Source organism: Wolbachia endosymbiont of Pentidionis agamae (assembly GCF_036711655.1).
Lineage (GTDB): Bacteria > Pseudomonadota > Alphaproteobacteria > Rickettsiales > Anaplasmataceae > JAZHPY01.
This window is the reverse complement of the sequence record NZ_JAZHPY010000004.1, coordinates 1-25,243: the sequence shown is the minus strand read 5'-3', so window position 1 is coordinate 25,243 and position 25,243 is coordinate 1. Positions and strand designations below refer to the sequence as shown.

General features: G+C 31.0%; 24 protein-coding genes, 2 tRNA genes and 1 pseudogene. 19 read left to right on the top strand and 8 right to left on the bottom strand.

The window, feature by feature from the left end:
* Positions 1–761 (bottom strand): M48 family metallopeptidase (locus V6U76_RS00695; protein WP_333023086.1); only part of this gene is annotated, 761 nt, incomplete at its 3' end.
* 135 nt (positions 762–896) lie between these two features.
* Between V6U76_RS00695 and V6U76_RS00690 the strand changes: the two are divergent.
* The 5 genes and pseudogenes from V6U76_RS00690 to V6U76_RS00670 all read left to right on the top strand — a co-directional run.
* A pseudogene (locus V6U76_RS00690) lies at positions 897–992 on the top strand (IS982 family transposase); the annotation flags it as partial.
* A gap of 392 nt (positions 993–1,384) precedes the next feature.
* Complete coding sequence (locus tag V6U76_RS00685) at positions 1,385–1,831, top strand: hypothetical protein (protein WP_333023085.1); 447 nt, start codon at positions 1,385–1,387, stop codon at positions 1,829–1,831.
* A 59-nt stretch (positions 1,832–1,890) separates the two neighbouring features.
* On the top strand, positions 1,891–2,676 hold the full coding sequence (gene lgt / locus V6U76_RS00680) for a prolipoprotein diacylglyceryl transferase (protein WP_333023084.1): 786 nt from the start codon (positions 1,891–1,893) through the stop codon (positions 2,674–2,676).
* Between the two features lie 44 nt (positions 2,677–2,720).
* The gene (lepB, locus tag V6U76_RS00675; RefSeq protein WP_333023083.1) at positions 2,721–3,458 is read left to right on the top strand and encodes a signal peptidase I; all 738 of its coding nucleotides are present in this window, start codon (positions 2,721–2,723) and stop codon (positions 3,456–3,458) included.
* 158 nt (positions 3,459–3,616) lie between these two features.
* The gene (locus tag V6U76_RS00670; RefSeq protein ID WP_333023082.1) at positions 3,617–4,369 is read left to right on the top strand and encodes a hypothetical protein; all 753 of its coding nucleotides are present in this window, start codon (positions 3,617–3,619) and stop codon (positions 4,367–4,369) included.
* Between the two features lie 91 nt (positions 4,370–4,460).
* On the opposite strand, the gene cgtA is transcribed toward V6U76_RS00670, so the two are convergent.
* Positions 4,461–5,483: an Obg family GTPase CgtA gene (cgtA, locus tag V6U76_RS00665; RefSeq protein WP_333023081.1), complete on the bottom strand. Its 1,023-nt coding sequence runs from the start codon at positions 5,481–5,483 to the stop codon at positions 4,461–4,463.
* Positions 5,462–6,742, bottom strand: a complete 1,281-nt coding sequence (gene eno / locus V6U76_RS00660) for a phosphopyruvate hydratase (protein WP_333023087.1) — start codon at positions 6,740–6,742, stop codon at positions 5,462–5,464. Before eno ends, cgtA begins: the two co-directional genes overlap by 22 nt.
* A 231-nt stretch (positions 6,743–6,973) precedes the next feature.
* On the opposite strand from eno, the gene V6U76_RS00655 reads away from it, so the two are divergent.
* From V6U76_RS00655 to rnc, 6 genes are all read left to right on the top strand, one after another.
* Positions 6,974–7,516: a hypothetical protein gene (locus V6U76_RS00655; protein ID WP_333023080.1), complete on the top strand. Its 543-nt coding sequence runs from the start codon at positions 6,974–6,976 to the stop codon at positions 7,514–7,516.
* Positions 7,470–7,970 carry a hypothetical protein gene (locus tag V6U76_RS00650; RefSeq protein WP_333023079.1) on the top strand — a complete coding sequence of 167 codons (501 nt, stop codon included), beginning with the start codon at positions 7,470–7,472 and terminating at the stop codon, positions 7,968–7,970. The genes V6U76_RS00655 and V6U76_RS00650 overlap by 47 nt, the downstream gene beginning before the upstream one ends.
* Positions 7,971–8,164: 194 nt before the next feature.
* Positions 8,165–9,220: an FtsH protease activity modulator HflK gene (gene hflK / locus V6U76_RS00645; RefSeq protein ID WP_333023078.1), complete on the top strand. Its 1,056-nt coding sequence runs from the start codon at positions 8,165–8,167 to the stop codon at positions 9,218–9,220.
* A gap of 12 nt (positions 9,221–9,232) precedes the next feature.
* Entirely contained in the window at positions 9,233–10,093 is an 861-nt protein-coding gene (gene hflC / locus V6U76_RS00640) for a protease modulator HflC (protein WP_333023077.1), read from the top strand.
* 3 nt (positions 10,094–10,096) lie between these two features.
* On the top strand, positions 10,097–11,605 hold the full coding sequence (locus V6U76_RS00635) for a DegQ family serine endoprotease (protein ID WP_333023076.1): 1,509 nt from the start codon (positions 10,097–10,099) through the stop codon (positions 11,603–11,605).
* Between the two features lie 53 nt (positions 11,606–11,658).
* Entirely contained in the window at positions 11,659–12,342 is a 684-nt protein-coding gene (gene rnc, locus V6U76_RS00630) for a ribonuclease III (protein WP_333023075.1), read from the top strand.
* Here rnc and V6U76_RS00625 read toward each other — a convergent pair.
* Positions 12,339–13,559 carry an MFS transporter gene (locus tag V6U76_RS00625; protein ID WP_333023074.1) on the bottom strand — a complete coding sequence of 407 codons (1,221 nt, stop codon included), beginning with the start codon at positions 13,557–13,559 and terminating at the stop codon, positions 12,339–12,341. The genes rnc and V6U76_RS00625 overlap by 4 nt on opposite strands.
* A gap of 167 nt (positions 13,560–13,726) precedes the next feature.
* Between V6U76_RS00625 and V6U76_RS00620 the strand changes: the two genes are divergently transcribed.
* On the top strand, positions 13,727–14,611 hold the full coding sequence (locus V6U76_RS00620) for a hypothetical protein (protein ID WP_333023073.1): 885 nt from the start codon (positions 13,727–13,729) through the stop codon (positions 14,609–14,611).
* Positions 14,612–14,672: 61 nt separating this feature from the next.
* Here V6U76_RS00620 and V6U76_RS00615 read toward each other — a convergent pair whose 3' ends face one another.
* Together V6U76_RS00615 and pstA are read right to left on the bottom strand one after the other, a co-directional pair.
* Complete coding sequence (locus tag V6U76_RS00615) at positions 14,673–15,464, bottom strand: phosphoribosylformylglycinamidine synthase subunit PurQ (RefSeq protein ID WP_333023072.1); 792 nt, start codon at positions 15,462–15,464, stop codon at positions 14,673–14,675.
* A gap of 2 nt (positions 15,465–15,466) precedes the next feature.
* A complete protein-coding gene (gene pstA, locus V6U76_RS00610) occupies positions 15,467–16,729 on the bottom strand; it encodes a phosphate ABC transporter permease PstA (protein ID WP_333023071.1) in 1,263 nt (420 codons plus the stop codon).
* Positions 16,730–16,805: 76 nt separating this feature from the next.
* Between pstA and V6U76_RS00605 the strand changes: the two genes are divergently transcribed.
* The 5 genes from V6U76_RS00605 to holA all read left to right on the top strand — a co-directional run bounded on the left by V6U76_RS00605 (position 16,806) and on the right by holA (position 21,374).
* Positions 16,806–16,991 (top strand): hypothetical protein, encoded by a 186-nt coding sequence (locus V6U76_RS00605; RefSeq protein WP_333023069.1) that lies wholly within the window; start codon positions 16,806–16,808, stop codon positions 16,989–16,991.
* A gap of 60 nt (positions 16,992–17,051) precedes the next feature.
* Positions 17,052–17,124 (top strand) — tRNA-His (locus V6U76_RS00600).
* Positions 17,125–17,813: 689 nt separating this feature from the next.
* Entirely contained in the window at positions 17,814–18,986 is a 1,173-nt protein-coding gene (gene odhB, locus V6U76_RS00595; protein WP_333023068.1) for a 2-oxoglutarate dehydrogenase complex dihydrolipoyllysine-residue succinyltransferase, read from the top strand.
* 97 nt (positions 18,987–19,083) lie between these two features.
* Positions 19,084–20,358, top strand: a complete 1,275-nt coding sequence (locus tag V6U76_RS00590) for an ankyrin repeat domain-containing protein (protein WP_333023067.1) — start codon at positions 19,084–19,086, stop codon at positions 20,356–20,358.
* 5 nt (positions 20,359–20,363) lie between these two features.
* Positions 20,364–21,374: a DNA polymerase III subunit delta gene (gene holA / locus V6U76_RS00585; protein WP_333023066.1), complete on the top strand. Its 1,011-nt coding sequence runs from the start codon at positions 20,364–20,366 to the stop codon at positions 21,372–21,374.
* A gap of 266 nt (positions 21,375–21,640) precedes the next feature.
* On the opposite strand, the gene V6U76_RS00580 is transcribed toward holA, so the two are convergent.
* Positions 21,641–22,429, bottom strand: coding sequence for an ankyrin repeat domain-containing protein (locus tag V6U76_RS00580; RefSeq protein WP_333023064.1), 789 nt, complete (start codon positions 22,427–22,429; stop codon positions 21,641–21,643).
* 168 nt (positions 22,430–22,597) lie between these two features.
* On the opposite strand from V6U76_RS00580, the gene V6U76_RS00575 reads away from it, so the two are divergent.
* The gene (locus V6U76_RS00575; protein WP_333023062.1) at positions 22,598–23,782 is read left to right on the top strand and encodes a ribonuclease D; all 1,185 of its coding nucleotides are present in this window, start codon (positions 22,598–22,600) and stop codon (positions 23,780–23,782) included.
* Between the two features lie 421 nt (positions 23,783–24,203).
* Here the strand turns inward: V6U76_RS00575 and V6U76_RS00570 are convergent, their stop codons facing one another.
* Positions 24,204–24,470 carry a cold-shock protein gene (locus tag V6U76_RS00570; protein WP_333023060.1) on the bottom strand — a complete coding sequence of 89 codons (267 nt, stop codon included), beginning with the start codon at positions 24,468–24,470 and terminating at the stop codon, positions 24,204–24,206.
* 195 nt (positions 24,471–24,665) lie between these two features.
* On the opposite strand from V6U76_RS00570, the gene V6U76_RS00565 reads away from it, so the two are divergent.
* Positions 24,666–24,739, top strand: a tRNA-Arg gene (locus tag V6U76_RS00565).
* The last annotated feature ends 504 nt before the right edge of the window (positions 24,740–25,243 follow it).

Here is a 25,243-nt window from a genome sequence, read left to right as displayed (position 1 = left end):
ATTCTTAAGTCATTGTAATACTTATTTAACAGTAGATGAAGTGGGATAAAAAAGGAATCTACTTTTGCTACTATGCGTTTAAATCTAAATAATTTTTCATCACTTATTTTCTGCACGTTATTTTTTACCTTGTAATTTTGTGCAATAAACAAACGTTTGCTGCTTGGTGGATGTGTACGAAAATACTCTTGAGTATTTTCTTCCTCATTATCTTTAAAATGACCTAAGATTTTTTTTATTCCAGTGTTATTATAACACGCTGCATCCAAATACTTTAACGCATAATCATCTGCTTCTTTTTCTTGTTCCTGAGTATAATTAAAAAATGACCTTGCACTTAAAGTAAGCCCACCTAATAGAATAGCTGAAGCAACCCTATAATCAAGCATAATTCCAGAAATTAATCCACATAAAATATTTAAAGAAGTCAGTTGCTTCACAGCATTCTTTTGTTGTAATAAATGATTTCCTTTCATATGGCCGATTTCATGTGCCAGTACTCCTAGTAAAGCGTGTGGGTCATTTGAGTAACGCAAAAGACCTAAGTTTATAAAAATGTCATTGTTATCTGTAATGAAAGCGTTAACTGAATTATCGTTTAATAAAAAAATCCGAATAGTTTTATATTTAATAGAAGCGGCAGTAAACAAAGGTTCTGCTAGCTCTCTTATGGTTTCTTCAATTTCAGTATCTCTAATTAATTCTACAGAGAAAACATCATGAATACTGAATAAAACTAATAAAAAGATTAATTTATACACTGTAAATAAAACTACAAGCAGAACTTATAATAAGTACTATAAAGTAGTAAAGATATAATCTATGTAGTGTCAACATTTATTTTAACGATACTGACATTACCAAGAAAAGTATAGGTAAAGATAAGACATTGATTCCATCATAGGTTTATCGCCTTAAAATCGAGGGTTTTATGATACTTGGCACTACTTTTGCAATGGTTTTGTGAGCAAGCAAAAATGATTGGAATTTCATAATATGTTTTGCTTGTCACGCTTCCATAAAAAATTTATCTTATTTGCTGGCATATAGCAACCCAACCACGTTGTTTTTTTGAAAATCATGCCAGACACCTGAATTTTTGTAACAGCGTTTGTATTGATAGCACCTTCCTAGAACAGCTTTGCTTCCATAGATTTTATCCATTTCAAAGCTGTCGCTATTACTCACATATAAATACGTCTTATTGATCAAAATCATAAACTCCCAGAATTTTCAATATCCAATTTCGTTTTATATTGCCGAAACCCTTATAGAATCGCCTTTATGATATGCTTTGCTCCTGAGCACTTATATCACAACTTCTCTTTAAAAAGTGATTATATCCTATCTATCTCACTATATTAATAAATAGAAAATTAATATTTTGATTATAGTATCTTTCTTTTACACAGTATATATTATAAATTTTAGTGAAAAATTTGAAGATGCAATTGATCGTTTGTTGAAAAATTTACCATCTTTTGCAAAAATATGTGATCGTGGCGTCCATAATGCACACTATACTACTCAAGAGATCACAAGAGAATGTGGTGAAATAAATAAATTATGGCATAATAATTTAAATCATGCTGCACCCATAAGAGACCAATTAATGAAGGATGGCTATGCAGGAGATAAAAGTAGGGAGTTTTTGGAGAATAAAGCTCTATCTTATATATTTGAGATAATAGATAGTATGGATCAATTTGTTCAGAAATATGAAATTCCTAAAGAAGATCAGTTCCAGCATGCGCAACTTAAAGAAAAAACGTTTGTAAACTACAATGAAGACTTGGATTCTAAATATGAACAGCAGGATTCATTAATCTAAAATTATTTTGACTATGAGGTTGCTGTAGTTAATATTTATCATTGTATTCAATATTTACTATGGTAATTGATCCAGTAATTTTTAGCATTGGCCCAATTTCTGTGTACTGGTATTCTCTAGCTTATGTGCTAGGAATACTATATACATATTGGTTCCTTCATAAAGCGGACTACTATGAAATTTTTACTAAGGAGTTCCTTGATACACTGCTCACAAATGGGATTTTAGGAGTTGTACTTGGAGCTAGGCTCGGTGATGTGTTAATTTATGATTTTAAATTTTATTTGAGTAACCCAATTCAAATACTCAAAACATGGGAAGGAGGAATGTCATTTCATGGCGGAGCTATAGGAGTTTCACTTGCAACATTAATTGCATGCAGAAAACATAATGTACCTATATTTTATACATCTGACTTAATTTTTTGTGGTGCACCTGTAGGGTTATTTTTAGGACGTATAGGTAATTTCATTAACGGAGAGCTCTTTGGTAGAGTAACTACTATGCCATGGGGTATGGTGTTTTCAGAAAGCGGTGATAACTTTACTAGACACCCTAGTCAATTATACGAAGCATTTTTTGAGGGCTTCTTGCTTTTTGTTCTTTTAAATTCATGTTTTTTCTTCACAAAAATTTCATTACATAGAGGAGCTTTAACTGGAATTGCGATTTTATGGTATGGATTAGTACGTTTTTTAGTTGAGTTCTTTCGTGAACCAGATTATCACATAGGTTATCCTTTTATGAATTTAACTATTGGACAAATTCTTTCAATACCAATGGTCTGTCTTGGGTTATTTATTTGTATAAAAGCAATTAAATTTAAACCTATACAAAAAGACTAGTTTTTGCTATAGGATTAACTTATATTAATAAAAAGAACGTAGAGTTGTCAGGATCTTATAACAATCAGAGTTGGTTAATAAAAACTAGAAAGTTTTTATCTTCATTATTTCTTTTGTTGCTCATTGCCTTTTCTCTCCGCAGTCTTCTGTTTGAACCATTTCATATACCTTCTGGCTCTATGAAAAGCAGTTTGCTTGCAGGAGATTATATTTTTGTAAATAAATATGCATATGGTTACAGTAAATATTCTTTTCCATTTTCTCCAAATATCTTTAAAGGCAGAATTTTTCTTACTTTGCCAAAAGTAGGAGATGTTATAGTTTTCTTCAAGGATAATATAAGGTATGTTAAGCGAGTCATAGGGTCTTCTGGTGATAAAGTACAAATAATTAATGATTATTTGTATATCAATGATCAAAAAGTTTCATACAAAAAAATCAGTGATTTTTTTGATGATGAAGATAACAGAAATATTCAAAGATATGTTGAAGCTCTTCCAGGCGAAAAACAGCATGAAATTATATGGGATACCGTAGTTAATAAGCTTTCTCATAACACTCCTCCATATTATGTACCAGAAGGGCATCTATTTGTTCTTGGTGACAATAGAAATAACTCTCTGGATAGCAGGTTTGCTCACATCGGTTTTGTGCCAATAGAAAATGTAGTTGGTCGTGTTAGCGTTGTTGCTGTATCTTTTAAATTAGGAAAAGTTAATTGGTTGCCAATTAGAGTTCCTGTAGGCATCAGAGTAGATAGAATTTTTCATAGTGTTGATTAGAATCTATAGGAAAGAATGCTTTTTTGCTCTAACCTATCTACAAATTATATAGAATGATGCTACTTATAACCTAAAAATCAATGTTTATGCTAACATATCTTGACTAGCATGAATTAATTAAGATATAATTAAAACATTATTAGTTATAGAGGGTAAAAATGTTAAAAATTTTAAGGAAAAAAGAAAATATCGTTCCTTTAATAGGTACAACTATAGGTTTATTCGCTGTAGGGGCTGCAGTAACTATGGCTCTTTATCCAGCAAGCGCACTAGCAGTTGGTATGTTAAGTTTAGGGTTTACACCAGCGTTGTTACTTGTAGCTGGCTTTATGTTGTTTGCAGTATGCGCTCACTGGATATCCGCTAATAGCAAAGGATTAGAATCGCTAGTTAAAGATTTTGTTTCAGGCCAAACTAAGAAATTTTTAGATGACTGTCAATTAAAAGGTGCTGTAATATATCAAGATGGAGAAAATTTTTATTTAAATATTAGAGATTCTGATTATCGTAAAGAGCTAATAAATTCTTCAGGCGATAATAGTGGTATTCTAAAATTAAAAACATTGAGCTTTGATCAGAGTAAACAAGCAAAAATGCTGAAGAATAATGTAATCATAACAGTTGAAATTTGTAATGATAACAACATATCGAAATTAAAAATAACAGATATTATAAAAACAAAGAGATTAACCGATAACAATATCAATATACTAAGTGACATAAAACAAGATTTCTTCCAGGACGGAAGAAAAGAATTAAATGTACATATTGTTTCTAGTCAAAAAGCAGAAAGAGATATGATGGACAACATTTTTAATGATTTTATAGAAGGTCCTATAATAAGCTCTATAGAAGAGCAAAAAATAGAGCCTTTACAAATAAGAAATAATTCTACTGCAATGGAACTTTAATACTGTTTTTACCTAGAAGAAGTGGAGTAACAGCAAAACTTCTTGTAGGGGCATTGTGTGTGCAGTTTCTAAATTGTAGCTGCACTACTACTTAATCACTTAAAAATGGATCGTATTCGCTATTTTCTTTAGTAGAAGATTTCTGCAATTTACTATATAGTAACCTTAAAATTTGCTGCAAATCATCATGAATAGATAGGCATAATATTTCTTTATTTAGATGATTAGCTAGGTCATTTTTTCTTTTTGAAATTTCTTGCTTTGTTAGTAAATCACATTTATTTAACACAACAAATTCTTCTTTTTGAACTAAGATGCTATTAAAAAGCATTAACTCATTATATATAGAATTATAGGCTGAGATAACATCACTGCATGATACATCTATCAAATGTAGTAAAATTTTACACCTCTCTATATGCTTCAAGAATTTATGACCAAGTCCAACTCCTAAGTGTGCATCAGTTACTATTCCTGGTATATCTGCTATAGTAATTTCACCATGATCTATTTTTGCAACACCAAGATGAGGTCTTAAAGTTGTAAAAGGATAGTCACCTACTTTTGAATCTGAATTTGAACAACGAGTTAAAAATTTTGACTTACCAGCATTTGGCATACCAATAATTCCAACATCAGATAAAATCTTTAACTTTAATGATATACATTTTTCTTCACCAGGATTACCACAAGTGGAATATCTTGGAGCTTTGTTTACAGAAGATTTAAAATGAATATTCCCAACACCACCTTTACCTCCTTGCGCAGCTAGAAATTTTTTATTTTCAGAGTCAAGATCAAATATTAAATCTCCTTCTTCATCAATTATTTGAGTGCCAATGGGTATTTTTAGTATAGTATCCTTTCCAGATATACCAGATTTATTTCTACCTGAACCATTCTTTCCACTTTCAGCTTTTATATGTTGTCTATAACGAAAGTCAAGTAAAGTGCTTAAATGAGAATCAGTAATAAAAATTATATCCCCTCCTTTTCCTCCACTGCCACCATCTGGACCACCAAATTCAACGAATTTTTCTCGGCGAAAACTTACGCAGCCATTACCACCATCACCAGCTTTTAAGTGTAATTTTACTTCGTCAATAAAGGCCATAACCCGCTATAATATTTAGCATTTTTTCCAAGTGCACTTTCTATTCTCATTAATTCATTATATTTTGCAACTCTATCTGAACGTGAAAGTGAACCTGTTTTAATCTGACCGCAATTTAACGCAACTGCTATGTGAGATATTGTAGTATCTTCTGTCTCTCCTGAACGATGCGAAATAATAGACCGATATCCGCTTGATTTTGCAGACTCAACAGCTCTGAAAGTTTCTGTTAATGTGCCTATCTGATTTGGTTTTATTAATACAGCATTTGCCATTTTTTGCTTTATGCCATCACTTATTAGCTCACAATTTGTAACAAACAAATCATCTCCTACTAACTGGATTTTGTCTCCAATTCTTTCAGTAATCAACTTCCACCCATAATAATCATCTTCGCTCATAGCATCTTCTATGAAAATAATGGGGTATTTTTTTGCAAGATCGCAGTAATATTCAGCTAACTCCTCTGATGTAAGTTCCATGTTTTCAAACTTATAGATCCCACTGTCATAAAAAACAGATGAAGCTACATCGAGGCCAAGTGCGAAATCACTTTCGATAGAATAACCAGCAGACTCTATAGCATGAATGATTAGATCAAGTGCTTTTTCTGTTTTATCGATATCAGGGGCAAATCCTCCTTCATCTCCAACATTAGTTGTATAATTCTCTTTTTTAAGAAGATTACGTAAATTATGAAATACTTCAGCAGATACCCTAATTGCTTCACTAAAATTTTCAGCTCCAACAGGAAGAATCATGAATTCTTGAAAATCAAGTTTATTATCTGCATGTAACCCACCATTAATAACATTAATCAGTGGTACTGGCATAACATTTGCTTGCACTCCACCTAAATACCTATATAACGGAATATTGAAGCTATTTGCAGCAGCTTTACAAGTAGCAAGAGATACGCCAAGAATTGCATTAGCTCCAAACTTAGATTTATTTTTTGTTCCGTCCATTTGAATTAATGTTTCATCGATCATACTTTGATTAGCTGCATCCATCCCAGTGATTTCATTTGCTATCATTTTATTTACTGCTTGAACAGCTTCAAGTACTCCTTTACCAGAGTATCTTTTTTCATCATTATCTCTAAGTTCTAAAGCTTCTTTTTTACCTGTTGAAGCTCCAGAAGGAACTGATGCTCTGCCTCGCACTCCATCAGAAAGCTCAATCTCTACTTCAATGGTTGGAAAGCCTCTACTATCTAAAATTTCTCTTGCAAATACATTGCTAATTTCTTTTTTCATTTCTATAAAACTTAAATTATATTTTAAATGTAACAAAAGTTAGCACTTTCACCAATACAAAACTTTTCTCCGTATTTTTTTTATAATTTAATTTTTTATTAAGGCCCAATTCAAATAAGTATGTAGCATAAAACTAAATGCTAAAAATTGCTTAGGTTAATTGCGAGTCTAGTATATAATAAAAGTAATATCATCAAGTGATATTACATATTTTTAATTATAGGAGGATATATGAAAAAACTATCAAACACAGCACCATTACTTTTTCAATGGATACCAAGAGAATTTGGTCTAACATTGCCTAAGCTATACCAAGAAAGAATATTTAATTGGAGAAAAAGAGAACCGCAGCGAGATATTTATTTGGTTGTAAATGGCAGTGGTTTCACTCGAAAGCAACTAGCAGATTTAACACAAGAGATGAAAGAACATAAAATCACTGTTATAAATTTTAATGAATTAAACCTAAAACGATATGATTTTACTATTCCAATAGGTGAACGTGAAATTAAAATTTCTGATTATTATAGAGATATGTATAGTCATAATTTTAAGAGAATATCTGATGAAGAAGGGAAAATACGTTTTGATATAGAATTAAGTATGATGCGGCTTCTAATGTTAACTCAGGTAAAGGAATTTACCAGAGGAAATGAAGCTATATATTTAGATTTTGATAAATTACCAGAAAAAAATGGTCAGCAAATTGGAGAAGCTAATATACCATATGATACTGTTTGGTTGTTCAGGACTTGCTGTTATTGCTATTTATGACCTAAAAACCACTTTACTAATAGATAGTGTTTACAACATAAGGAATGCATTATCTGAGAAAAGGTACTCTATTATGGTAGATAAAGAACAATGTATGACATGTAATATTGTTATTGAAACAGTAGATGCATGTGAAGAAAAAAATAAAGAACTGATTTATGAGTATTACAAAGCATTGAACACAAATCCTATAAATGCTTCCCAAAATGGAATGAACATAGATGAAAGTCAAAGGGATGGAAGTTGGGAAGAAGAAAATAAGAAAAAGTTTTATGAACCAAATGAACTAAAAAGAATAGAGTTATCTAAAAAAGAAAATATAATGCCTATACTGTGGAAAGATTCAATTCCTCTACCATGGAAAAATATTAATTTGAGTCCAGAAACAAAATTAGAAACAGCAGCTTTAGAACCTGCGGTACAACAAGGAGAAAACATGCAATGTATTGCATAAAATTTTAAAGTTAGAATACGATCTTACTTTTATTATTAATTAAATTAGTAGGCCTGATTTTTTGAAGTATATTTTTATTAAATTTTTAATCGTTCTGCTAGTTAGTTGTATTATGTATAATTAGATATGAAATATCTATTTGCATTTTTAGGATAAATAATGTAAACTAAATTATTGTTTTAGAAATTGATTTTATGTCTAATGAGCATGATCCCTGGGGTACTGAAAAAGAAAAGTATCATAGGGCACGTGATACTGATGATGCAATAAAAAAAATAGCATCTGAACTAAAGTTTTTTTTGCATAGAATATTTCCTAATTTTGGAAGGTATAAAATAAAGAAGCCTTATTTTTTTATTCCACTTATTATATTGTTATATCTCTGTACAGGTCTCTATATTGTACATCCAAGTGAAGAGGGTATAGAATTAATTTTTGGGAAGTATTCTAATACAGAGGAGCCTGGTCTACGCTATAATTTTCCTTACCCTATCGGCAAGGTTCTAAAAGTAAATGTTAAAGAGATAAATCGTGAGGAGATTGGAGGAAATGTCTATTATGGAAATAGGGTTGTAGAGCGTAGCGAAGGTGGCATCATGCTTACTGGAGATGAAAATATAGTAAGCATTAATTTTGAAGTCCAGTGGCGAGTGCGAAATGCAAAAGACTATTTATTTAAAATACGCGACAATAAAGTTGGGCTTAGTGTGAAAAATGCTGCTGAGAGTGCTATGAGGGAAATTATAGGAAAAAATACAATATCTTTTGCACTAGAGGGAGAGGGCAGGTCTGTAATTTCCCGTGATACTAAAGTCTTACTACAACACATTCTTGATTGGTATGAAGCTGGAATAGAAGTATTATCTGTGCAGATGAAAAAAATTGATCCACCAGAAAAAGTTATCAGTTCGTTTAGAGATGTTCAGAGTGCACGTGCAGATAAAGAGCGTACTATAAATGAAGCACATTCTTATAGCAATGATATTATACCTAGAGCAAGAGGTGAAGCTATAAAGATCAAATTAGATGCAGAAGCGTATGAAAATGAAGTAACAAACAAAGCAAAGGGTATTACAAGTCGTTTTTTATCTTTATATGAAGAATATAAAAAGCATCCATCTCTAGTTAGGAATCGTATTTACCTTGAGACTGTAGAAAATATATTTGGTAGAGTAAATAAGGTGGTTGTAACTGATGAATTAAAAGGTATATTCCCGTATTTACCTATTCTTCCAGATGCAGCAAAATAAGTGAGTTATAGTATGGCAAAGTATTTTATTTTTTTAGCAATTTTTATAGTGTTTTTATGCAGTAGTTGCATATTTATTGTCCAGGAAACAAATCAGGCTGTTGTAATTCAACTTGGTAGAGTTGTAAGGGATATAAAAAACAGTGGTTTACATTTTAAATTGCCATTCATCAATAGTGTGAAATTTTTTGACAAGAGGATTTTAGATTTAGGTCCAGATAGTACGTCAAGAGAAGTTATAACTGCTGATCAGAAGCGTATAATAGTTGATGCTTATGCAAAATATAAAATAGTCAATCCTATAATATTCTACCAAAGTGTAAAAAATGAGTCAGGTTTAACTAGGAGATTATATCCTATAATTGAAGCTCATATAAGAGAAAATATAGGTAGGTTTTCATTGATAAGTCTTTTGAACGAGGCTAGGTCAGAGGTTATGCAATTGATCCAGCGTGGAGTAAGCACTGAAGCTGAAAAATTTGGTATAAAGGTTATCGATGTTAGGATAAAAAGAACGGATCTACCAGAAGAGAATAGTTCTGCAATCTTCCGACGTATGCAAACAGAACGAGAAAAAGAAGCAAAAGAGATTAGAGCAGAAGGTGAGCAAGCTGCACAGGAAGTTAGAGCTAAGGCTGATAGAACAACAAGAGAAATTATTGCAGGTGCAATAAAAGAAGCAAATGAAGTTAAAGGGCGAGGTGATGCTGAGGCTACAAGAATTTATAATGAAGCATTCAAATTGGATGAGTCTTTTTTCAAATTTTATCGTTCTATGGCTGCTTATGATAAAGCATTTATAAATAACAATACCAAATTTTTATTATCACCTAATAATAATTTTCTTAGCATTTTTAATGAAGGGTTAAAATAATTTATGAAGAGAACAATATATATTTTATTTATACTTATATCTTTTTTATGCTCACTGTCTTCATATGCTAAACACTCTACTGAAATCGATGAAAAATTGACAGATCAGAACAATAAAAATCTTAATCAGACTAAAAGTCTTGCTGACTTAGTTGAAGTATTAATTCCTGCAGTTGTAAACATTTCAAGTGAACAAATTATAAAGCAAGACTATGATAGCAAGAGCAAGATACATTCTTGGCCGAGAAATAATTTTTTTGATGAATTTAAAGATTTTTTTGAAAATTTTGATCAGTTCTTTATGTATCGTAGCCCAAATGTAAATAAAGAAATAATATCTTTGGGCTCAGGATTCATTATAGATAAAAATGGAATTATCGTCACTAACTATCATGTTATAAAGAATGCAAAGGAAATCACAGTAACAACTAGTGATAATTCTTTTTACAAAGCAAAAATCTTAGGTCAAGATGTTAAAACTGACCTTGCAGTACTTAAAATTTATACTGATAAGCCACTTAGCTACGTAAAACTTGGTGATTCTGATAAAGCTAAGGTAGGAGATACAGTAATAGCAATAGGTAATCCATTCGGTCTTGGTGGGTCTGTAAGTACTGGTATAATATCTGCTAGATCTAGAGATATTAGTATTGGTACTATAGGCGAATTTATACAAACTGATGCTGCCATTAATAAAGGAAATTCTGGTGGCCCGTTGTTCAACACTAGCGGTGAAGTTATAGGTATTAATACTGCAATTTTTTCTCCATCTGAGTCTGGAGGTAATGTTGGAATCGGTTTTGCTATACCGTCTACTTCAGTAGTGGGGATAATTGATGAATTAAAAAATGGTAAGAAAGTAAAACATGGGTGGCTTGGTGTGCAGGTGCAGCCTATAACTAAAGAATTCGCTAATTCTTTAGGATTAAAAGGAACAAATGGTGCATTAGTTGCTTATGTAGTAAAAGATAGCCCTGCTGACAAGGCTAAAATTAAAGGAGGCGATATTATACTAGAGTTTAATGGTGAAAAAATTGAGAGAATGGTTCAATTGCCTTATGCAGTTTCAAAAACCAAACCTGGTAACAAAGTGACAGTTAAAGTTCTCAGAGGTGGAAAGGAAGTTAGCAGGCATGTTACAGTAGGGGAGTCTTCAAGTGAAGAAGATCAAGGTGACAATAATGTACTATATAATCAAGAAAAAAATCAGTTAAAGTCTGATCAGATTGGCCTAACTGTTGCTAATCTTTCAAGTGAATCTCAAGAGAAACATGGCATAATAGTAGTTGATGTTGATAGTAATAGTAATGCAGCACTTCGTGGCATTAGAAAAGGGGACATTATTCTTCAGGTTAATCAATTTGATGTAAAAAATGTTAACGATTTTCATAAGGAAGTTACGGAAGTTGCAAAAAAAGAAGATAGAGATTCTATTTTGCTACTAATAAAACGTAATGGAAATCATTTTTTCCTTTCAATTAAATTAACAAATAAAATTGATATTATTAAATAAAAGTATTCATCTTTTTATAGTTTATTGGAGTAAGTGTAGATTAAGAGAGTATTATGGAAAATTTAAATAATAGGATATATTCTATTATTGATTATTGTTTTAAAAATACCTCTCTACTAGAAGAAGCATTTACTCACCCTAGTATGAGTAAAAAAAATAATAAGGGACAAGTAGTTAATTATGAAAGGTTAGAATTCTTAGGAGATAGCATATTGAATATGATAGTCTCTGAAATGTTATTTGTTTTATTTCCTCAAGAACAAGAAGGAGATTTAGCGAGAAGAAAAATGGATTTAGTGTCAGGTGGCACTATTGCAGGCATTGCTAAGGCAATAAATCTTAATCAATTCATTATCATGAATAACAGTGAACGTTATAATGGAGGAGAGTATAACCCAAGGAATTTAGAAAACGTACTTGAAGCATTGATAGGTGCAATTTACTTAGATGGGGGATTTGATAGCGCAAAAAATTTTGTTACTACATATTGGAAAAAACTAGCTCAAGATATGATAACTCCTCCTCAAGATTATAAAACTGCATTACAAGAATGGACTCAAAAAAATAAATTACCTTTACCATGTTATAAGCTTATAAGCAAAGTAGGAGAATCACATAGACCTGAGTTTACCATATCGGTTTTTATAGAAAAATATGGTGAAGTAAGCTCATGTGCATATAGTAAAAAGCTTGCTGAACAGAAAGCAGCAGAGCTCATGTTGAACAAAATCTCTTAGGCCTTTTTCTTGTCTTGTAGTTTTAGCCACATAAACCCAAATGTAGCTATTAATAAACATATTGGAATTATAGATATTGCTTTTATCAATAATGAAGAACCGTATACAGGTTTTTCTGCAACCATTTTATTGTCCCAATAGAAATCTATTATTTTAGCAATGCCTACATGAAAAACGTAACCAAAAATCATAACTATCATGTTTGCTACTGCTGTAGTCATACCTACTAAATTAGTATTTACATAACTTATTGCTTTATAAGTTGTAACTACCTGATATCCTGAAGCAAATCCTACAATAAAAAGAATTACAGATATAATGTATATATTATTAATCTGGAAAAAAAGTAATAGGAAACTTACTATCATGATAATAGAACATGAGATTATTATTGTATAATGTGCATTATTATATTTTTCTAACAGGTAAGCTAAAGAAAATGATCCAACACCCATGCCTATAAATATTACAGAAGAAATAGAAGAAGCCCAGTCTTCAGTTATTCCATGTACTTCAGATAAAAACGTTTTTACCCACCCATCAGCAAAACCTTCAAGAGGCCCTACCATAAAACCACCAAACAAACTGACCAAAATAATGTATTTATTACAAAGTATATTCTTTAGATCACGTATGTTGACCTTTTCATTAATTAATTCGCTACTATTTGGTGTTATTAAAAATAGTGATAAAGCAAGCAGGCAACCAAAAGCTGAAAAAACATAAATAACATAACTCCAACCAAATTTATCAAGCAGGAAGTCAAGTGGCAGCCCTCCGTATACAGCACCTATTATTCCTATCACTATTGATAGACTAGCCATCCTTGCTGACTTTTCTTTAGCAAAATACATGCTAGCAACCTTAAAGAGGCCTATTGCAGAAGCAGATGATCCTATCCCAACAATTATTCTTCCAAATATTGAGTAAAACCATGAGTCAAACCATATTAGAGGTAGTGTACCAGTAAATGTTAAGATAATACAAATAGGTAAAACATTCTTAGGACCAAATCTATCAAGGAGCAAACCAACAGGTATATGGGCTAATGCGTAACCTATATAATATAGCCCACCAAATTGCCCTACATCTGCAACACTGATATTAAATTTTGTTATTAACTCTGGCGCTATTATGTTTGGAATAACTCTTAAAATATACTGGTAAGCATAAAATAAAGATACAAGCAGCCATATAAAGAAATTCCTTTGCAACATACTTTTCTAAGATCCAGTGTTTATCTTATACTTAATTTTCAATTTTTAGGCAATATTAATTTTGTATTAACTTGCAATCACTCTATTTACAGGAGAAGAGAAATAGGTTTGCACGCTAGAATGTATAGTTTATAATTTAACTATATTAATTAATAAATGAGGAAATAATGTTAAAAATAACAAAACAATATAAAACAGAAAAAAATATAAAAAGCTCCTTACAGTCTAATGAAAACTATGATGTACTTAAATTACAGCATAAGAATGCTCAAGAGATAGCAAATAAGGGTTTTTTCTGGAAAATAGCAAGATCTTGTTGTGATGGCTATTACTTTGTTAAAGATAAAGTTACAGGAAAAAATAATCAAGCACAATATGTAGAAATCACTCCTAGCAATCAAAATCATGATGCAGACGATCTACTATTTGATTCTCTTAGAGAAGATAATTTAGAGCCTGTTAGTATTGATGATGAGCGTAACTGTGATAATTCACAAACAAGTGTAAAATACATACTGCGATCATCAAGATCTGAAGGAATTAATACATTAATTAACGATAGAGATACTAGCTTAACTCCAACACAAAATTCAGAAAATTCTGGTTTATGGCAGAGAGTTAAGGGCTTTTTTATCAATAGGAACAGATATGATATAACTGGAAAACATGCTGAAAGTACTGAAAATAACAGTGAGCAAAAACCCGTATATAATTCTCATGGAGGTCTGCTTGGATATATTAATAATAGTTCTGCTGCCAGTGTTAAACAACAGGAGAATTTATGTCAGGAAAGCCAGGATAAATTAAATGGGACTTCTACCTCTAATAAATCAGTTGGATTAAGAGCGCTTAATAATGTAAGAAACTCTTTACACAGAGTGTCTGATAACGTAGGAAATTTTGTGCATAGGGCATCTGATAATATAGGACATTTTGGAGACAGAGTAGTTGATAGCGCAAAAAGCCTTGCATGCAAAGCATCCAATAATGTAGAAAACTTTTTACACAGTATTAGTATAGATCCTATTATTAATCTATCAAAAAGGCTTTAGTAGTTTATGTAGTCACAGTTATAACTGTGACTACTGCTATTTTTTATTATAAAGCTATCACCTAAATACTAAAATATCTGAGAGCATTTTCAAAAATTAGCATCCCATCACCATACTTTGGTAGAGGCATACCAGATCTTTTGTATTTTTCTTTAGTAAGTGGCCAATCATCCTTTTGAGTAAAAAATATTGCTCTTTCAGGATGAGGCATTATAGCTAAAACCTTCCCGCTTTTGTCTGATAAAGCTGCAATATCATAAATTGATCCACTTGGATTATATTGCGTATTGTACTCATTGTCTTCTTTAGTGTAACGCATTGCTATAGTGTTATGCGTAATCAATGAATTCAAAGTATTCTCATTCATCATAAACTTTCCTTCTCCATGAGCAATAGGAATACTCAATTCATCCAAACCGTTTAACCAAACAGAATTACTTTTTGGATTAGCTTTGACTTTTACCCATCTGCACTGATAATAGCCAATATCATTGCTGATTAACGTTAAATCAGAAAATTCTGGCAACAATCTAACTAGTATCTGACAACCATTACATATTCCTATGATAAGCTTATCCTGAGATAAGAAATTTTGAAATTCATCCCATAAATTATTTTTAATACGCAAAGAAAAAGCATTGCCAGAACCAGTATGGTCGCCATAAGAAAAGCCACCAGGAATTGCAAGAATATTGCATGTACTTAGTTTACTAGGTTCACTTATTATTTCATTTATATGCAAAACTTGCACTTTTATATTAGACATTTTAAGCTTTTTGCTGCACTCCATAAATGCAAATGCAGTTTCTTTTTCGCAATTTAATCCATAACCAGACAATACCATTATTTCCATAATTAACTAAAATTCAATGATTCAAACTTTCTTTTCACAAAATTGGCTATAAGGTTCAACGTGAATAATATAAGCAATAAAGCAATAATAGCTATTGCAGCAAGCTCTGTAGATGCAATTTCTGGACTATTAGACCATATGTATATTTGTACCGGTAAAACTGTTGCTGGGTCAAGAAAAGATTTTGGTATATCAACTATAAATGCAACCATACCTATCATAAGTAATGGTGATGATTCTCCTAATACTCTTGCTATTCCAAGTATAGTACCGTGAATGATTCTTGGAATAGCAATTGGTAAAGAATGATCTAATATTACCTTTATATTTGATGCTCCAATGGCAAATGCTGCATCTTTAATGATTATTGGTACGCTTGCAAAGGCATTTTTTGTTGTAATTATAATATTTGGTAAAACCATCAATGCTAAGGTCATACCACCAACCAGTGGTGAAGAACGTGGAAGTCCAAAAATACCAAGATATAAAGCGAGGCCCACTACACCAAATATTATTGATGGAACAGCAGCAAGGTTATTAATACTAATCTCTATAATACTAGTAAGAAGACTATTTTTTGACATAAACTCACTAAGAAATATACCGCTCATCACTCCTATTGGTAATGCTATCATCAAACATACAGTGATTGTTATTAATGAACCCACCAATGCCCCAAGAATTCCTGCATTTTCAGGTTCACTAGAATCTGATTTTGAAAACAAAGACTTATTAAAGAATTTTTTTACTCTACCATTTTTTTTCAATGACTCAAAAAGTGTATTGTAGTAAGGATCTGAAGTTTTACCTTTATTTATTGAGTTAATAATACTTGATGCAGTAAACCAAAACTCATGTTTACCTGGCTTAACGCCCTTGTTCAGGGAACTTTTTAGTTCTTTATAGGCGTTACGGTTTAAAACTTCATTATAATTTTTTAGATCAGTTTGAGGTAATGTTTGCTTTATTGAATTATTTATTAGTTCTATGTATTCATTTCGTAAATCTCGTAAGTCATATATTTCATTACTTAAGGTAATATTATCCTCTGTAACATAAATAGGTAGTAAAATTTTTGTTACTGTTAAAGCACTGTAAGAATTTACCAATATACTTAGTAATATGCATATAGGAGATCCAAGTGAGATGATTAGTGCTATACAAGAGAAAAAACGTAGCACCTTATTTTTTTGATTTTTTCTTTTAATCCTAACATGGATATGTCTAGACTTTAGAAGCGTAAGAAACTTTTTCCTTATACCCATATTTTAGGTAGCATTTAACGATAAAATTTAATATAAGTATATTGTTTTTTTTCATCAAGTTAAATCTAGATACGTAATGAAAGTATTACTTCACGATGCTAGCCGTCTTATGTGCTCCTTATCTAATATTTTATTAAGTGTAACTAATAGTGGCAGAAAAAAGCTAAAAAATTCTGTTCTAAATTATTTGAATAAGCATTTTATTACTCGAGATGAATTTGAGTCTTTTATGAAAAATAATCAAGAGTCTGACAAAAAATAAGCATTGCAAAATAACAAACCTTGACTATTTAAAAAAGCATGATAAAAATTTAAAATTCTGGCGGGTGTAGCTCAGTTGGCAGAGCGCCAGTTTGTGGTACTGGATGTCGCCGGTTCAAATCCGGTCACTCGCCCATAAATATAAAATGATGTTAAAAGAGCTCTTATTGGAAGGAAATGGAGGGACCAGTTTATCACTTTATGTTAAGTTTACACTTTCAACACTTACGGTGTTGTCCTTACCCCAATCTATTATCAAGAAATAAATATTTATTTATGCTTTTATCGAAAAGCAGTTGTCATCTAAGCAAAGTACTTCAGCTTTTCTACTATTAACTGGCATTACAGTAGTATAATGGCTCTTATCTTTTATCTTTCCTTTAAATTTATCAAGATTAACTAATTTTTTAAGAGAGTCTTTAATAATCTTTATAAAGTTGCTGTTTCCAAAACTCGTTATGCTATACTTATAAGATAAGTTTCTTTGACAGATCGATTACGATATTCATCGTATAATTATAAAGTGGTGCTGAGAGCATCCTATCATATTCATATGGAAGCAAATCGTATTCTATTGAATGCAAACACCCATATTCTGCGTCATATACTCTTTCCACGGCTCGAGCATATTCATTACCAATATCACGAATACTCTCGTAAGAAGATGAATCATCATTTAAAAAGCATACTAAATCTATAGAAATTTAAAGCTAGGAGAAAATAATTTAAAAATCTATACAGTCAAACTTCTAGCATAAGTTTATTCTTTTATTAAATTATGTTTTGTGTATATAATTCAAAAACTTTTAATCTAGGTTGTTTTATGGGCAAAATTATAGAAATAAGAGCACCGAATACTCTTGGTGGTGAGTCAGTTACAGAAGGGATAATAAAAATTAAAAAAAATGTTGGTGAAAGAGTTAAAGTTGATGATCTAATATTTGAAATTGAAACTGATAAAGCTGCACTCGAGCTTACTGCTGAGGCTAGTGGTATTATTACCGAATTTTGCATCAAAGAAGACGAAACAATCAGTCCAGGGCAGTTGTTGGCAAAACTTTCTGTAGAAAGTAGTGAAGAAAAAGTTTCTGATGATAAAGAAGAGCAACCAGTTTTAGGTAAAAATGATGCGCCATCAGCTCAAAAAATCATGCAAGAAAATTCAATTAATCCAGAAAATATTAAAGGAAGTGGGTTGGGAGACAGAATAACAAAAGCAGATGTGATAGGCTATATGGACGGGGTGAAGCAGAATGAGTCTATGAAAAAAACTGGATTATCTGAGATGAAGGTAAGTCAAAGGGAGAGCAGAGTTAAAATGAGCAGAGTAAGACAGGTTATAGCTGCTCGCTTAAAAGAATCTCAAAATACTGCAGCAATCCTTACTACATTCAATGAAATTGATATGAAAAATGTTATGGATTTGAGAGCAAGATACAAAGAAATTTTTGAAAAGAAACATAAAATAAAACTAGGTTTTATGTCATTTTTTATAAAAGCAGCAATTCAAGCATTAAAAGAAATTCCTGAAGTTAATGCTGAAATTTCTGGTAATGAGATCGTATATAAGAACTATTATGATATAGGAGTTGCTGTTGGAACTGATAAAGGTCTTGTTGTGCCAGTTGTTCGTAACGCAGATAGCATGTCATTTGCTGAAATAGAGGCAGCTTTAGTTAGCTTGAGTATAAAGGCTCGTGATAGCAAATTACAAGTATCTGAAATGGAAGGTGCAACATTTACTATTTCAAATGGAGGAGTGTACGGCTCACTTTTCTCAACACCGATAATAAACCCTCCTCAATCTGGGATACTCGGCATGCACTCAATACAAAATAGACCTGTTGCAGTAGGTAATTCCATAGAAATAAGACCTATGATGTATGTCGCTTTGTCGTATGATCATAGACTAATTGATGGCAAAGGTGCAGTAACTTTTTTAGTAAAAATTAAAAATTTCATAGAAGATCCAAGTAGGCTGATTTTAGAAATATAATAATTTTCGAAATATAAAATGAAGTTATTGCTTTACAGTATTTAATGTTTAGTATATAATTAAAATGTATTTTATTTATAAATAAGTGAGTTGTATTATGCATGGTTCTGACAATAAAATGACTCAAAGCACAGATTCAGTAAGTACAAAATACCCTAGTCTAATTGATGAAGAAGGACATACTAATAGTAATCCACATTTACATGAATCTACAAATTCACCTGATTCGCGATCTATAGAGACAATGAGTGAGCAAGGGTCGCCTCAGTCTACTAGTTCACCTGAAGTTGTAGAAGGAGCTAGCAGTAATTCACCTCGATCTTCTAATTCATCATTCGACAATGTAAGTGTATCAGAATTACCTAGTGGGGAAGTTGGTAATGATATTAAAGATACACTTGAAAACGTATTAGGTTATGTGGTTGTACAAGTTGATAATACATCTAATAATGGGTCTAAAGATGAAGAAAAGCAAAATGCATTAGGTAATCAATTAAGAGAAGAAGTAACTGAAGAAGTAACTAATGAAGATGTTAAAAAATTCGAGTGGTTACTTGGTGAAGGTGTGGATGTTGAAACACATTTACTTAATGCTGCTAAAATTGGCAAGTTGGGTATTGTAAAATATATTAGTGAAAAAGAGCTTGTTGAAAAGAATGATTATGCTTGGAAAAATGCCTTACAATATGCTGCTAAAAATGGCAAATTTGATATTGTAAAATATATTGGTGAAAAAGAGCTTGTTGAAAGGGATGATTATGCTTGGAAAGATGCCTTGCAATGTGCTAGTAAAAATAGCAACAAGGATATTGCAGAATATATTGAACAACATATATCTGAGGCACTTAAAGAAGGTGAGGAAGTTACCATTATAGTGGAAGAATTAGTAGGTAATGTAATTGTACAAGATAATAATACAAGTGAGTCTCAATATGAAGATGAGGAGGAGCGTAAAACTCTAGAGGTTCAAGCACCCAAAGTCACAGGTGTTCAACATTTAGCAGAGCCAAAGCAAACATCTAGCAAGCAAAGTCATGTTGTACAACCTACTACTAACGGTAATGCCAAAACATCTCAGTCAAATAATGTACCCAAGGAACTTGGTGAATCTAAAAAACCTAATGGACAAAAAATTGCATATGGCCTAGCAGGAGCATTGTTAGCTGCAGCAGCTATTACAATTCTAGTTAATAATGCATTATGGATGGTAGCGTTATCTTTGGTTGTTGCTGCTATACTGACAGTTGTATTATGTGCTTTATATAATTATTATTCAGAAAAAAAATCTTCTAAGAATGAACATCAAGATACAAAAACTTCAAATGTCTGCGCTGAGCCTCTTAAAAGTAATGAAGGAGAAAGACTAATATAATTCTCATGAGAATCACTAAATCTGAGCTAAAAAGCTTTTTAGAAAAGCCAGCTGTTTTTAGAGGTGTATTGATTTATGGTAATGATAGTAATAAGATTGATTTCTATAGCAAAAAAATAGTTGCAAGTTTGCGTGAATATCAGGTTCATGAGATGGATTTTTCACTAGCCAATAAAACTCCAGGTCACCTGTTTCTGGAGTTATCAAATATTTCAATGTTTAATAGTAAGAAATTGATTAAGTTAATAAATGTAGAGAATAATATTTCTCAAGAGCTGAGGAAAGTATTAGAAAATAATATAGGAGAGCATTATGTTATAATGCTCTCTCATGAATTAACATCACAATCTAAAACTAAATATTATATTGAAAACTCAAAGATCTTTGGGCTTATTCCGTGTTATAAAGATAATAATGAAAATCTTTGCGATGTAATTTCTAGCTATTTAAGAGAGAGTAATGTTCACTTTACAAGTGAAGCTATGAATTATTTGCAGTCTTATTTTAATAATAATAGAGCTTCCATATATTCAGAGCTTGAAAAGCTCATTTTATACTTGGGAGAGAAAAAAAATATTGAACTTAGTGACATAGATGCATTTTTATATGGTGATACAAATTGGAGTTATAAAACACTTGATGATCTATGCTGCGCTGTAGCTGTTAAGGATGTAATTAACTTTATCAAAGTTTCTGATGTATTAATACTGTATGAAAACTTTTCACCCATAGCGCTAATCCGTATCTTATCAAATTATTTCCTACTTCTTTTAAATGTTATGCTATCCATGCAAGATGGAGTCAGTAGAGATGCCGCAATTAACCAGCTAAACCCACCAATATTTTTTAGACAGTTGCAAAACTTTAAAAATCATTTGGACAAATTGAAAACATCAGAAGTACAAGTCATTTTGAGTAACTTGATAAATTTGGAAGTTGCTTGTAAATCAAATGATCTGGATAGCAAATTAATTTTTCAACAGGTGATGTTAATAGCTCTAGGAAAGAACTATTAACATTCATTGGATATGGTTTTTGCGCAGTAGTTATGCGTCCCAAGGAGTGGTTGTCAATGACGGATACTGCCAAAGAGTTCCCAAATTATTATTTTAAAAAATGGAGACGATCATATATAAAAAAGAAGTATCATAGGAATTACCCTTAGTTAATTGTGGTTAAAATAGTACTGAATGTTATCAAACTTTTATAAAAGAAAAGCATGGTTTATATTCTAAAGAAAAGAGATTTTAGGGAATATAATCCCCATAATTACACTATCTTTTTAAAGAAGGCCATCATCATTAGGCAAATGATCATGCTGAAGACAATAAGCTAATTGATCATTTACGTAAGACATATCTTGGTTGCATTCTTGTGGTCTTTCAGAAATAGCTTCTTTTATTACCTTACATATATCTTTATTTTTGTATTCAATGTGTTCTCCATTAGACGTATATCCTAGTGCCACATCTAGAGGTGTATAACCCGATTCCTCTTTTATAGAAAGATCAGCACAATTCTTTACAAGAAATTTTATTGCTTCTTTGTCTTCTTGTTCAGCAGCATAATGTAAAGACACTCTTCCCATGCAATCTTTAGCATTGACATTGGCGCCTTTCTCAATTAGCAGCTCTACCATTTTTTCACTTCCATTTCCATCTATAAATACCCTATGTAAAGGTGTTTGTTTACAGTATCCTTGTGGATATTCTGTAGATGCACCATAAAAAGCATTAACATCAGCTCCTTTATCAATTAATTTCTCCATTGCCATTACTTGTTTCTCTTCTTGAGTTAATAACTTGCAAGCTAATAACTCATGGTAAGCAAACTTTGTGGCATCACTTATTCCTTCAGATGTGCTGAGTACATACCCTAGATCTATTAACTCTTCAAGTGTTTTTGAGTCAATAGACAGTCCTGCAGTTTTTAGTGTTTCTGACAAAGCTTCTTCGTAAACACAATCTGGTAGATCCATATCATGTGAATCAGCATTGAAATTTTCTTTATTAGGAGTAAAGATTAGTGAAAATAATTTTTTATTTAGTAATTCTTGATTACTGTTGCTCATAACGTATCTCCTTAATGAAAAAGTAATTATAGGTATCTTATATAGTGTATTGATTAATATATCATAAACTTTCCTGCACAATCTTTCTTAGAAAGCCTATTCTAAGAAAGAAATTTGAATACACTTTAAATATCTTCTAATCTACTGGCTTGTAAAAATATGGTATCCATGATAAAAACAAAATTTTCCATGTTTATTAGTACAACTTCTGAATTAGAAAATGCTTGCAAATCATTAATGGAAGCAGAACCAAAGTTTGTCGCTGTAGATACTGAGTTTACAAGAAATGGAAAAACTTATTATCCGATATTATCTCTTATTCAAGTTTCGTATGGAATAAATAAAAACTTTATTGTAGATGCGTTGGCACCAGAAATAAACTTGTCTGCAATGGGAAAGATATTAAGTGATACACAAATAATCAAAGTATTTCATGGCTGTAGGCAAGATATAGAATCCTTATTAACTGTATTTAAAGATGCTCCAAAACCAATATTTGATACACAAATTGCTGCTATGCTTTGTTATTATTATCATGATTTCATTGGTTATGCAAAATTAGTGGAACAGTTTAAAAATGTTACACTAGATAAAAAAAAAACTAAAACTTCAGATTGGTCAAAACGTCCACTTTCCGAGGAGCAATTAAATTATGCTATAAATGATGTTACCCATCTATATGATTTATATCATATTCTTTATGATAAACTCATAGAAAGGTGTAGGCTAGATTGGTTTTTAGAAGAAATGGAAGAATTAAGTAATACAGATAGGTATATTTATAGTCCAAAAAATGCATGGAAAAGATTCAAAGTTAGTCAGCAAGGTTATGATATGTTTCTTATCAAGACCATTAGTGAATGGCAAGAGACTTTGGCACAAAATTATAATGTTAATAGAAATAGAATCATAAATGATTCGGTTGTTAAAATTCTTTCTGAAAAACGCGTAGATTATGCTGATGAAATGCTATGTAGCCTAAAAAAATACGCAAAAACCATTCAAGAAGAAGATTTGTTAGAATATATTAATATTTTCAATAGCAATAAAAATATTGTAGAAGAGAGAAGAGTATTAACAACTAACATTGATGATCAATCTATTTTTGATGTACTTTCAATTTATTTACATAATAAATGTAAAAATCATAACATATCAAACAAACTTATTGCATCTAAAGAGGAAATAAAAGAGTCAGTGCATAATAAAACTAGCTCTTTATTTAAAGGATGGAGAAACAATTTTTTTGGTCAATTCATTCAATCTTTTTTAAATTCTAATGCAAAAATAGAAATTTTAATAAAAAACGATAAAATGGAAATTTATAACTCTCTTGCAGGAAATTTTGAATAGTTATCTATAATTAATATTTTTATAATTTTTAATTACCTAATTTTTCTTAAGTTTTTTGTGAGTCAAATGATAGAAAGCTTTAGGGGATAAGGTTTTGAAAAATGGTGCTAATATTTTTTTTGTACAAATACATTTTTCATTATAGTTCTTTCAAAATTGGTAAAAAATCAGCATAAAATGACAAACTTAAAAGCATAATAATGAAGTGATAAATACCTATAAAAAACCTTACTAAATATTTTTTGGTTTTTTATAAATACACATATTTAAGGTGAGAATCATTTACAACGTCCTATAGAAGAACATCAAGTAAAAACCTCACCTTAAAAAGGACTCCAATCACTTACTTTAAAAAGTAAAAATTAAACTATTTTGTTGATAAAGAGCTTAATGCTTATTTTATTTTTTAATAACGAAAACCTTAATCATTATCATCTAATAATTTTATATTTTCAGCAAATTTTCTGCCTTTTTTCTTATCATCCTTTACAGAGTAGCTTACTCTTTTGTTAACACCTTTATTACCATCTATTTCATCAGAAGATTTTATAGAAGACTCTAAACCAGTTGCATGAAAAAAAATATCATCACCACCTCCACCTGGCTTTATAAACCCGTAACCTTTTACTGAGCTAAACCACTTAATATTACCTTTTAGTTCTTGTTTTTGTTCAAATTTATATTGCATTTATAACTCCTTATTTCATTAATTATAGGGCATACAGTTTTATTAACTATGTATCCCCTATACTACTTATATCCATAGCCTTTTAATTGTATTATATTAAGATATTTAATGCAATGAAAATTATCATATCTCTCATGTAGCTGAAAAATAGAAATTGAATGAATATCAAAATTTGATAAAGTTAAAATCAATGAAGCACCCTTAGCTCAGCTGGATAGAGCATTTGACTACGGATCAAAAGGTCGGGCGTTCGAATCGCTCAGGGTGCGCTTTTTATTGAGTATTGTTCATGTTACAATTATTAATCCTCATAATCACAATCGTTTCTGTAATATTCTTCGGTCATTTAATTCCTATAGAAGCAAAAAGCTTCCTATATTCTATTAGTATTAGTATTAAAGAAATTTTATTATTTATAATGCCCTTTATTATTTTTTCTTTGGTATTTAGTAGCGTCAATAATTTGAAGAATTCAGCTATCAAATTCATGTTATTGCTTGTTATAGCAATTTTTCTATCAAACCTTGTATCAAGTTTAACAGCTTATTTTACGGGATATTTTGTGATTCATAATATCCCGAGTATATCAAGCATTGAGCAATATAAAGAGGGTGTTGTCCCTTTGTGGTCATTCAAGGTACCAACACTGATTTCAAACTTTCAAGCTTTAATTTTCGGTTTTATATCTAGTATAATTCTATCTACTGTTCTACCTAAAGACAGCAGTATTCTTTCAAGTAAACTTTCGAATCTAACGATTTTTTTTCTTAAAG

Coding starts and splice junctions, on each gene's coding strand:
- lgt (WP_333023084.1), top strand. CDS start 1,891: ATGGTAATTGATCCAGTAATTTTTAGCATTGGCCCAATTTCTGTGTAC.
- V6U76_RS00670 (WP_333023082.1), top strand. CDS start 3,617: ATGTTAAAAATTTTAAGGAAAAAAGAAAATATCGTTCCTTTAATAGGT.
- V6U76_RS00580 (WP_333023064.1), bottom strand. CDS start 22,429: ATGAGCAACAGTAATCAAGAATTACTAAATAAAAAATTATTTTCACTA.
- V6U76_RS00625 (WP_333023074.1), bottom strand. CDS start 13,559: ATGTTGCAAAGGAATTTCTTTATATGGCTGCTTGTATCTTTATTTTAT.
- V6U76_RS00570 (WP_333023060.1), bottom strand. CDS start 24,470: ATGCAATATAAATTTGAACAAAAACAAGAACTAAAAGGTAATATTAAG.
- hflC (WP_333023077.1), top strand. CDS start 9,233: ATGGCAAAGTATTTTATTTTTTTAGCAATTTTTATAGTGTTTTTATGC.
- rnc (WP_333023075.1), top strand. CDS start 11,659: ATGGAAAATTTAAATAATAGGATATATTCTATTATTGATTATTGTTTT.
- V6U76_RS00605 (WP_333023069.1), top strand. CDS start 16,806: ATGAAAGTATTACTTCACGATGCTAGCCGTCTTATGTGCTCCTTATCT.
- V6U76_RS00655 (WP_333023080.1), top strand. CDS start 6,974: ATGAAAAAACTATCAAACACAGCACCATTACTTTTTCAATGGATACCA.
- holA (WP_333023066.1), top strand. CDS start 20,364: ATGAGAATCACTAAATCTGAGCTAAAAAGCTTTTTAGAAAAGCCAGCT.
- V6U76_RS00615 (WP_333023072.1), bottom strand. CDS start 15,464: ATGGAAATAATGGTATTGTCTGGTTATGGATTAAATTGCGAAAAAGAA.
- odhB (WP_333023068.1), top strand. CDS start 17,814: ATGGGCAAAATTATAGAAATAAGAGCACCGAATACTCTTGGTGGTGAG.
- cgtA (WP_333023081.1), bottom strand. CDS start 5,483: ATGGCCTTTATTGACGAAGTAAAATTACACTTAAAAGCTGGTGATGGT.
- V6U76_RS00650 (WP_333023079.1), top strand. CDS start 7,470: ATGATACTGTTTGGTTGTTCAGGACTTGCTGTTATTGCTATTTATGAC.
- pstA (WP_333023071.1), bottom strand. CDS start 16,729: ATGGGTATAAGGAAAAAGTTTCTTACGCTTCTAAAGTCTAGACATATC.
- hflK (WP_333023078.1), top strand. CDS start 8,165: ATGTCTAATGAGCATGATCCCTGGGGTACTGAAAAAGAAAAGTATCAT.
- V6U76_RS00575 (WP_333023062.1), top strand. CDS start 22,598: ATGATAAAAACAAAATTTTCCATGTTTATTAGTACAACTTCTGAATTA.
- V6U76_RS00590 (WP_333023067.1), top strand. CDS start 19,084: ATGCATGGTTCTGACAATAAAATGACTCAAAGCACAGATTCAGTAAGT.
- eno (WP_333023087.1), bottom strand. CDS start 6,742: ATGAAAAAAGAAATTAGCAATGTATTTGCAAGAGAAATTTTAGATAGT.
- V6U76_RS00635 (WP_333023076.1), top strand. CDS start 10,097: ATGAAGAGAACAATATATATTTTATTTATACTTATATCTTTTTTATGC.
- V6U76_RS00620 (WP_333023073.1), top strand. CDS start 13,727: ATGTTAAAAATAACAAAACAATATAAAACAGAAAAAAATATAAAAAGC.